This is a genomic window from Microcoleus sp. B4-D4 (assembly GCF_036705185.1).
GTDB lineage: Bacteria > Cyanobacteriota > Cyanobacteriia > Cyanobacteriales > Microcoleaceae > Microcoleus.
The window spans coordinates 5,841-16,816 of the sequence record NZ_JAUBTX010000018.1; the positions used below are offsets into that span (position 1 = coordinate 5,841).

General features: G+C 46.3%; 2 protein-coding genes. Both read right to left on the reverse strand.

Going from position 1 to position 10,976, the window contains the following annotated elements; genetic code table 11:
- Nucleotides 1–238 precede the first annotated feature (238 nt).
- Complete coding sequence (locus QUB13_RS15235; protein ID WP_333382148.1) at nucleotides 239–4,075, reverse strand: type I polyketide synthase; 3,837 nt, start codon at nucleotides 4,073–4,075, stop codon at nucleotides 239–241.
- Nucleotides 4,068–10,493: an amino acid adenylation domain-containing protein gene (locus QUB13_RS15240; protein WP_333382150.1), complete on the reverse strand. Its 6,426-nt coding sequence runs from the start codon at nucleotides 10,491–10,493 to the stop codon at nucleotides 4,068–4,070. Before QUB13_RS15240 ends, QUB13_RS15235 begins: the two co-directional genes overlap by 8 nt.
- Nucleotides 10,494–10,976: the final 483 nt, after the last annotated feature.

The window sequence follows — 10,976 nt, forward strand, 5'->3', positions numbered from 1 at the left end:
AGTAGTTGGGCTTTAGCCCTCTGTAAAAAGTAAGTAGTTGGGCTTTAGCCCTCTGTAAAAAGTAAGTAGTTGGGCTTTAGCCCTCTGTAAAAAGTAAGTAGTTGGGCTTCAGCCCTCTGTAAAAAGTAAGTAGTTGGGCTTTAGCCCTCTGTAAAAAGTAAGTAGTTGGGCTTTAGCCCTCTGTAAAAAGTAAGTAGTTGGGCTTTAGCCATAAGAGGGCTGAAGCCCAACTACGTACCTAATCAAGATATGATCTGAGTTGTTCAGCCATAACCTGAACATGAGGAGGGTAATTCATAGTAATATGATTTCCTGGCACTTCTCTAACCTCTACCCCTCCAGTAGCAACCTCAATCCAGGGCAATTCTGGATTTTTGGCATTGACTTCATTTTGTTCTGTAGCACGGAAAAAGATAATTCTACCTCCATAAGTTTGAGGAATGTAATTTAGCATCGCTTGAGCGTGTACTTTAAACAGATGAAGAAACTGGCGAATCTGAGGTAAACCAAAATCGGGAGGCACTACCCTATTAGCAATTTTTACTTGCTCCAAAAAGTAGAGAAGTTGCTCATCTGGCTCAAGTTTTTGAAGGACATCCATAGAAAGAGACAGATTGAAACCAACGCCTAGTAAATACAGCAAAATTGCTGTATCATCTTCCGTTTCTAAAACAGGCATTTGACCGGGCCCAGGAGTATCTATTAAAGTTAGCAGCGCTATCTTTTCACCTTGGGCATTGAGTTGCTGTGCCATCTCAAAAGCAACAGTGCCTCCAAAGGAAGAACCACCCAAAAAATAGGGGCCTTCAGGTTGTTGAACGCGCACTGCTTCGATATAGCGAGTCGCCATTTCTTCAACAGTAAAAGACTCTGTTTCTCGATCTAAAACGTGCGCTTGTATTCCAACAACAGGTTGATCGGAACCTAGATAACGTGCTAAATCTCGATAAATGTAAACGTGACCGCCTACTGGATGAACTAAGAATAAAGGTTGTTTAAAACTACCGCGCTGAATTTCTACTAACAATGACTCAGAAGCTGGCTCGGTTTGCTGTTGATCACTCTCCGATAAATTGGAATTATCTTTAATTAATGCAGCCAAAGCTGCAATAGTCGCTGATTGCAATAGGCTATGGGGAGACAAGGATTTTTGCAGTGCTTCGTTTAATTTAGTTATTAGTTGAACGGCTAATAAGGAGTCTCCGCCTAAATCAAAAAAATCATCATGAATCCCTACTTGCTCGATACCGAGAAATTCTTGCCAGATACTAGCAATAGTTTGCTCAATTTCATCTCTAGGAGCAATATAGGTATTGTCTAAATTCGGTCTAGAGTGATGTGGTGTTGAATCGACTGGTTGGGAATTTTCATCTGGTAAAGATGCAATTTTAATCGGTTGCTCGATTCCTGGTGCTTCAATCCAGTAACGTTGGCGCTCAAACGGATACGTCGGCAATGGGAGACGATAACGCTGCTCATCAGCATAAAACTTAGACCAATCTATTTGTACTCCTCCTAACCAGAGTTTACCCAATGTAGTAAGTAAGAAAGCTACATCTGAATTTTGGTCTTGGGGATGGCGCAATGAAGAAAGTACAATTTGTCCAGATGCTTTATTGGGATGCTGTTTTGCTAGCGTGTTTAATGTCCGTCCCGGCCCCACTTCTAGCAATATTTGATTTGGGTCTTTTAATAACTGTTGTAAGCCGTCTGCGAACCTTACTGTTTGCCGTAGATGTTGAGCATAATAATTCGGATTTGTCGCCTCCGTCGCTGTAATCCAATTACCAGTAACGTTGGAGATGTAGGGGATTTTAGGTGCATTCAGCTTAACTTTTTTTACCATTTCGGTGAATGGTTCTAAAATTGGCTCCATCATCTGTGAATGAAAGGCATGAGAAGTGTGTAAACGGCGACACTCGACACCTTTTTCGAGTAGTTTTTGTTCCAATTCATCTACGGCATCAGTAGTACCTGAAACCACGCTCATAGATGCTCCATTAATCACAGCTAAATCGAGTTTATTGCCCAAAAATGGTTGCACTTGCTGTTCTGGAAGTGGAACTGCAAGCATGGAACCACTCGGCAGTTGTTGCATTAATTTACCTCGTGCAGCTACCAAGGATAAGGCATCTTCTAATGATAAAACATCAGCCAAACAAGCTGCTACATATTCACCAATACTATGACCAATCATCGCTTTAGGATGTACTCCCCAAGACATCCACAATTTAGCTAAAGCGTACTCGATCGCAAATAGTGCTGGTTGTGTAATCGCAGTCTGCTTTAGTTGGTTTGTAGCTGCTTCTGCTTCTGGTTCATTGGGATAAAGTACGTGGCGTAGATCGATTCCCAAATGAGGTTTAAGAATTTCCGAACATAGATCGATCTGTTCGCGAAATATTGGTTCAATTTGGTAGAGTTCCAAGCTCATATTGATGTACTGCGAACCCTGTCCTGAAAACATAAATACAATAGGTGTATTTTTAGACTCTTGGAAGCTGGTAAAAACTTTTTTATCGAGATTGTCGAGGGCAGCAACACCATCTTCTATGTCATTACAAACCACTATCTGTCGATGGCTGAAAGCTCTTCTACCAACTTGAAGCGTATAAGCAACATCAGCAAGATTTTCATCTGGATGTTGCTTTAAATATTCGCTCAAATTTACCGCTGCACTATCAAGTGCAGAGCTAGTTTTTGCCGATAAAACCAACAGTTGTGATGGTCTAGATTCTCCAAATTTTTCTACAGTAGGCGCTTCTTCTAGTACCACATGAGCATTAGTTCCACCGATGCCAAAAGAACTAACTCCAGCACGACGAGGCGTTTTATCGGCTTTCCATTCGGATAGTTTAGTGTTAACATAAAAGGGACTATTAGCAAAATCAATCTTAGGATTAGGCTGTTCAAAATGCAAGCTAGGCGGTATTAACTTGTGTTTGAGAGCTTGGACAGTTTTGATTAAGCCAGTGACACCAGCAGCAGTATCCAAATGTCCGATATTGGATTTGGCAGAACCGATCGCACAAAAGCCTTTTTTCTTAGTTTCGAGCGAGAAAGCTTGTGTCAGTGCGGCGATTTCGATGGGAGCGCCGAGGGGTGTTCCAGTTCCGTGAGCTTCTATATAGCTGACGGTTTCAGGGGGAATTTCTGCTAGTGCTAGAGCATCTGCGATCGCCTGCGCCTGACCATCTATACTGGGAGCAGTGTAGCCAATTTTGAAAGCACCATCATTATTAATAGCACAACCTTTGATTACCGCATGAATATAGTCTCCATCTGCGATCGCCTCCTCTAATCTTTTCAAAACCACAATTCCCACACCGCTACCGCTAACAGTTCCCTGTGCCTTAGCATCAAAGGCTCTACAGTGTCCGTCTGGTGAAAGAATCATTCCCTCTTTATAAAAATATCCTGTCTTTTGGTTAACGCCTATAGAAACGCCACCAGCCAAAGCCATATCGCATTGGTAATTTAGCAAACTTTGACAAGCCATGCTAATCGCAACCAATGAAGTAGAACAGGCTGTTTGGACAGTAATACTCGGCCCTTTCAAGTTTAATTTGTAAGAAACGCGAGTTGACAGGAAATCTTTCTCATTGGCGATCGCCAGTTGGAAATCTCCAACTGATTCTCTAAGCTGAGAATTAGGATAAAGGTTATTCAAGAAATAAGTATTGAAACTCCCTGCGCCTGCGTAAACCCCTATCGAACCTTCGTAAGTTTCCGAGTTGTAGCCAGAACTTTCAAGAGCCTGCCAAGCCGACTCCAAGAAAAAGCGGTGTTGTGGATCTGTGATTTCAGCTTCTCTAGGATTAAACCCAAAGAATGAAGCATCAAACAACTCAATATCTTCTAGTACCGCTCTTGCTTTTACATAGCGCGGATCGCGCACCACTGACTCGTCAATACCCAAAGATTCTAGTTCTTGTTCGGAGAAGAAAGAAATAGATTCCACGCCATCGCGCAGGTTTTGCCAAAACTCATCAACATTTTTGGCACCGGGAAAGCGACCCGCCATGCCGATAATCGCGATACCTTCTATAGATTCGAGAGTCTCAGAGTTATCCATTTTTATTCTTTCCTTGCAAGCGTTGTTTTTGCTTTTGGCGAGTGATTGCGTCTTTTTGTTTTTTAACGCGGTCTTGACTTTGCCCAACAGAGGATTTTTCCTCTGGTTCCTCACTTAAATATTTTGCCAAAGAGCTGATGGTTGGATATTTAAACATCTCAATCATTGAAACATCTCTGTCGATCGCTTCTCTCAGTTTACTATGAGCCTGAGCCATCAGTAATGAATGACCGCCTAGATCGAAGAAATTATCATCGACACCGACTTTCTCTAGGTGTAATACCTGTTGCCAAACGGTAGCGATCGCCTGTTCGATCTCAGTCTGGGGTGCAACATAAGTTGTTTCTAACTCTATGTTAAGAGCATCTGGAACTGGTAGCGCCAGAGGGTCTACTTTGCCATTAGGTATCAGCGGCAAGGCATTCAAAAACACAAAGCTGGAGGGCATCATATAGTTGGGCAGCTTCTGCTTGAGAACATTACGTAAACTCCCGACGGCTGTGCGTTGCAAAGCTTTCCAGAAACCCTGAGTTTCCAGAAGATACGCTATGCTCTGTTGAAAAAAATCTTGTTCGATCGCACTCAGAGCCAACTCAATCCCTGCTTGGTTTCCCCGACACCAAGCCACACTTCCCGCCAACCACCGCTCTTCACCGGAACCGGGCATACCCAAGCGCAGGCGGACAGTTTGACCGGGCCCACAAGTATCTGGCACATCCACTAAGCCGACGCCACCGATGGAAATGTCTTCCGTGCGAAGTTCCACCGCTGGATGACCGTCAAATTCTGCCAGACACTCGCTCTTGAAGGGAGTACGTTCTGGTGTGAGGTTGGAAACGATATAGGCTACGAGGCGCTGATTGCCGGACGTATCTTCCCGCTTCATAACTACAGACTCTCGTACATCCGGGTGTTGGCTCAATATCGCCTCGATCTCGCCCAGTTCGATGTCCAATAAATTATCATCGACACCAACTTTTTCTGGGTGTAATACTTGTTCCCAATCTGTAGCGATCGCATCTTCGTTCTCAGTCTGGGGTACGACATAATCCAACTGTGGGTTAAAAGTATCTGGCTCTGGCAGCGCCTTGCGGTCTATTTTGCCGTTGGGTGTCAGCGGCAAAGCATTCAAAAACACAAAGTTGGAGGGCATCATATAGTTGGGCAGCTTCTGCTTGAGAACATTGCGTAAGCTCCCGACTGCTGTGCGTTGCAAAACTTTCCAGAACCCCTGAGTTTCCAGAAGATAATCTATGCTTTGTTGAAAAAGTTTTTGTTCGATCGCACTCAGAGCCAGCTCAATCCCTGCTTGGTTTCTCCGACACCAAGCTACAGTTCCCTCCAACCATAGCTCCCGATCTAATCCGGGCAGATGCAGGCGCAGGCGGACGGTTTGACCGGGCCCACAAGTATCTGGTACGCCCAGTATGCCGACGCCACCGATCGAGATGTCTTCCGTGCGAAGTTTCACCGCCGGGTTCCCGTCAAATTCTGCCAGACACTCACTTTTGAAGGGAGTACGTTCTGGTCTGAGGTGGGAAACAATATAAGCTACTAGGCGCTGATTGCCGGACGCATCCTCCCGCTTTATAACCACAGACTCTCGTACATCCGGGTGTTGGCTCAATACCGCTTCAATCTCGCCCAGTTCGATGCGGAAGCCGCGAATTTTAACCTGCTGGTCGATGCGACCGAGGAATTCGATATTGCCGTCGGGTAGGTAGCGGGCTAAGTCGCCAGTTTTGTAGAGGCGATCGCCTTGTTGATGGCTAAAGGGGTTGAGGATAAAGCGATCGGCTGTTAGGTCGGGTCGGTTGAGGTAGCCCCGCGCTAAACCAGCACCGCCAATATACAATTCTCCCGGAATGCCGATCGGGACAGGTTGTTTTTGGGCATCCAAAAGATAAACCTGTGTATTGGCAATGGGCCGACCGATGGACGGTGGCTCCTCACCCCCTTTTTTCACTAAAGTATATGTGGAATAGGTGGTGTCTTCGGAAGGGCCATAAAGGTTAAAGATTTGTTGGACTGTGTTGTACTGATAAACCTGCTGTACGAGTTTATTCTGAAGGGGTTCACCAGCCAGATTGACGATGCGGACAGAAGAAGGTATGCCTTCCATTCTCAGTAACTCAGCGATCGCAGAGGGAACCGTATTGATCAGGGTGACATCATGGGCGGCGGACAATCTGGGCAAATGCAATGCGTTCTCCGCCAGAATGACTTTGCCGCCCCAACTGAGGGGAACAAACAGCTCGAAGACTGACAGATCGAAGCAAATGGAGGTTGAGGCAAAAACTCCAGCCAGATCCTCTGGAGTAAAAACCTGTTTTGCCCAGTCTAAGAAAGCCACAGTATTATGATGCTGAATAGCTACTCCCTTGGGTCTACCAGTAGAACCGGAGGTGTAGATAACATAAGCGAGGTTATCGAGCTTCACCTCACTGATTAGATTTGCCTCACTTTGTCGCTCAATAATTTCCCAGTCTGTGTCGAGGCAAACAATACGCCCTTGATGTTTGGGAATAGATTCAACTAACCGCGCCTGAGTCAGCAGCACTGGTACAGAGGCATCTTCTAGCATAAAAGCCAAACGCTCTGGAGGATAAGCTGGGTCTAGCGGCACATAAGCACCGCCAGCTTTGAGAATGCCTAGGAGTCCCACTACCATTTCTAAGGAACGCTCTACACATATCCCCACCAATACCTCTGGCCCTACACCCAAATTGCGGAGATGATATGCTAGCTGATTCGCTCGTTGGTTCAGTTCTTGATAGGTAAGTTGCTCATCTTCAAAGACTAATGCGATCGCGTCCGGCGTGAGCTCTACCTGCTCTTCAAACAACTGATGTATACAAGCATCTTTACGGTAATCGGTTTCGGTATGATTCCACGCTGCTAACTGCTGTCGCTCAAACTCAGTTAAGAGCGGCAACTCCGAAATTTTCTGCTCTGGGTTAGCAACGATGCTTTCCAGTAAAGTCTGAAAATTTCCTAACATCCTGGTAATAGTTGCAGCATCAAATAAGTCAGTGTTGTACTCAAGGCGACCAATGATGCCTGATGGTCTCTCATCAAGCTCAAGGTACAGATCAAACTTTGCCGCGCCGGTATCAACATCTAGCTGGCTGATTTTCCATTCATCCATTTCGACCAGTGGAGGTTCGAGGACAAACGCGACCTGGAATAGAGGGTTATGGCTCAGATTCCGCTCTGGCTGTATTTCTTCTACTAGCTTCTGGAAGGGCACTTCTTGGTGAGCATAAGCCCCTAATGTCACTTCTCGCACCCTCACCAGCAGTTCCTTAAAACTGGGGTTGCCAGAAAGGTCAGTACGCAGAACTAAAGTGTTGAGGAAGTAACCAATCATTCCCTCTAGTTCTTGTCGGTTGCGGATGTTGGCGACAGTACCCATTGGAATGTCCGTCTGCCCTGTATAGCGGCAGAGCAAGGTTTGGAATGCTGCCATCAAAGTCATAAACAGGGTGACACCCTCCCTACGACTCAGATCCTTAAGCATCTCAGTTAGGCTCATAGGTAGCGCTAGACATTGCCTTGCACCCCGAAAGCTTTGCATTGGCGATCGCATTCGGTCAGTTGGCAGTTGCAGTGTTGGCAAATCGGCTAGTTGCTGTTTCCAGTATCTCAGTTGGTTTTCTAGCACCTCTCCCTGTAGCCATTGCCGTTGCCAGTAGGCAAAATCTGCGAACTGAATCGGCAATTCTGGGAGGGGCGATCGCAAGCCTAAAGCAAAGGCGGTGTAGAGTTCCGCGAGTTCCTTCAACAACACGCTGTACAGAGAGACAGCATCGATAACGATGTGATGAACGGTCAGGAACAACCTGTAATCTGCCTCACCCAACTGCATCAAAGTACCCCGCAGTAGCGGCCCTGTGGTCAGGTCAAAAGGCTGCTTTGCTTCTAAAGTTGCCAGTCGCAAGGCTTCAGTCTCCCGTTCTGTCTCTGGTAATTCCTCAAGATTCACGACTGGCAAGGCAAAATTAAAGGCATCTTGAATCACCATCACTGGCTGCCCATTCACAAGAGCAAAGGTGGTTCGCAAAATTTCGTGACGCTTGATGATTTCGCTGATGCTGCGCTCTAGTACGGCGATGTTGACGGAACCAGGCAAGCGAATCGTAATTGGTTCGTTATAGAAAGGTGTATCGGGAGCCAGTTGACATAGAAACCACAGTTGTTGCTGGCTGAAGGACAGAGGCAAGTCCTGGTTCCGGGAAATTCGGTGAATCGGCGGAGCCTGGGGTGTTGGAGCTTTTTGACTGGCGATTTCCAGATTGTGAGCCAGATCCGCTACTGTGGCCGACTCAAACAAGGTACGCAACGGTAATTCCACTTGGAAGGTGTCTCGCATTCGAGTTGCAATCTGCGTGACTAGCAGAGAGTGACCTCCCAATTCCAAGAAGTTATCGCAAATACCAACTCGCTCTAATCCCAACACTTCCGCCCAAATACCTGCTACTACCTCTTGGACTGGAGTTTGAGGTGCTACATAATCTTGTCCTACTTCGGGAATTTTATTAGCGGCAGGTGCTAATAGCTTCTGGCGGTCTATTTTGCCGTTCGGCGTTAGCGGCAAGCTTTTCAGGAATATAAAGCTGGAAGGCACCATGTATTCGGGCAACTTATCTTTCAGGAATTTACGCAACTTGCCTGCGACGGTGCGTTGCAAAAATTTTAAGAAGCCTTGGGTTTCTAAGAGGTAGTCTATACTCTGCTGAATTACAGCTTCTTCAGTGGGTGTGAGATATAAATCAATTCCCGCCTGATTTCCCTCACACCAAGCAACAGTTCCCTCAAAATATTGTTCTTCGGTATTTCCGGGTAGTACGAGGCGCAGGCGGATGTGTTTACCTCTTGAGCAATTATCTGGCACTCCAATTACGCCGATTCCACCTACTGATATGTCTTCTGTTTGTAGTTTAACTGAGCGATCACCATCAAATTCTGCTAAACACTCGCTTTTGAAGGGTGTGCGTTCTGCGGTGACTTTGGAAACAACATAAGCTATCAAGCGCTTCTGTCCGGGTACATCTTCTTGTGCTGCTACGACTCCTAACTGCACGTCTGGGTGTTGTCCCAGCACTGCTTCAATCTCGCCCAGTTCGATGCGGAAGCCGCGAATTTTTACCTGGTTGTCGATGCGACCGATAAACTCAATGTTTCCATCGGGCAGATAGCGACCGAGATCGCCAGTACAGTATAGGCGATCGCCTGTATGCGGATGAGTAATGAAGCGCTTGTTAGTTTTTTCCTCATCTCGCCAATAGCATCTCGCTAAACCGATTCCCCCAATGTAGAGTTCCCCGACTACTCCCTCGTTACAAGGCTCCATTGCTTCGTTGAGGACGTAGAATTGCTGGTTAGTCATTGACCGACCGTAAGGGATGCTTTTCCATGCTGGGTCAACAGTTTCTATGGGATATAAAATCGACCAGATGGAAGCCTCGGTTGCACCTCCTAAGCTAATGACAGCAGGGGTTGAAAGTTGGTCTAAACTTTCTTCAGACACTACCCTAGAGGTCAAATCTTTGATGCGCGCTGGCAAAGTCGGGGGTATCCAATCGCCGCTGAGAAGGACTAATCGCAGAGATGATGGTAGGGTTTTGCTATTTGCAGCAGCATCATCCACAAGCATCTGCATCAATGGCGGTGCTGAGTCCCAGAGGGTGACTCGTTCTTGCGCGATCAGATCGATCCAGTGAGCTGGATCTGGCGTTGCGGTCGCTTTGGGGATAACAACAGTTCCTCCCGCAGCCAGCAAGCCGAAAATGTCATATACAGATAGGTCAAAGCTGAGAGAAGATACAGCTAAGACGCGATCGCCTGCTCCTACTTGAAAGCGGTGGTTAATATCGAGGATCGTGTTAACGGCACCGCGATGCTCGATCGCAACTCCTTTGGGTTGACCAGTAGAGCCAGATGTATAAATCACATAGGCTAAATTATCGGGTGTCACCTCACTGTCTGGGTTTTCCTGGCTGAAGCGATCTAATGTTTCTGAATTGCCATCCAAACAGATGATCTGCGCTTGATGTTCGGGAAGAGACTCGACTAAATGCTGTTGTGTTAGCAACACTGGCGTTTGGGAATGTTCCAACATGAATGCCAGTCTATTTTGGGGATAATTCGGATCTAATGGTACATAAGCTCCGCCGGCTTTCATAATAGCTAATAGACCTATTACGATCTCTAGCGATCGCTCCACACAGGCTGCGACTAATACCTCTGGCCCGACACCCAGAGTCCTCAGATAATGCGCCAACTGGTTAGCTTGGGAGTTGAGCTGCTGATAAGTTAGCTGCTTCCCTTCAAAAATTACTGCAATAGCGTCAGGCGATCGCTTTACTTGGAACTCAAATAGCTGGTGGATCGACGTATCTTGAAAATTACCTAGCATTTTATTCTTCCTTAGATCGAGCAATGCTGAGTTTTTTGCTCCGTGCCCATAAGCGTTGCGGAGTTAAGAGCGAACCATAGCCAAAAGACTTAAATTATTGCAGTAAGTTTGCCCTCATCTTGAAGTGATAGCCACAAACACCAACCCAATAAAGCTAGCTTCGGTAGACTTTTGCTGCGATCGCCTAATCACTTTATGATATATGTTGATCGCGGTATTTCTGCGATCGCGGTCACTATTTCATCTACATTTAGGTAAGTAGTTGGGCTTTAGCCCCCAAAGAGCGCTGAAGCGCAACTACGTACCTTTGAATCAACCCTTAAGTCAGGTAAGTAGTTGGGCTTTAGCCCCCAAAGAGCGCTGAAGCGCAACTACGTACCTTTGAATCAACCCTTAAGTCAGGTAAGTAGTTGGGCTTTAGCCCCCAAAGAGCGCTGAAGCGCAACTACGTACCTTTGAATCAACCCTTAAGTCAGGTAAGTA

Excerpts from the sequence above, each read along its gene's own strand:
- QUB13_RS15235 (WP_333382148.1), bottom strand. The coding sequence starts at position 4,075 with ATGGATAACTCTGAGACTCTCGAATCTATAGAAGGTATCGCGATTATC.
- QUB13_RS15240 (WP_333382150.1), bottom strand. The coding sequence starts at position 10,493 with ATGCTAGGTAATTTTCAAGATACGTCGATCCACCAGCTATTTGAGTTC.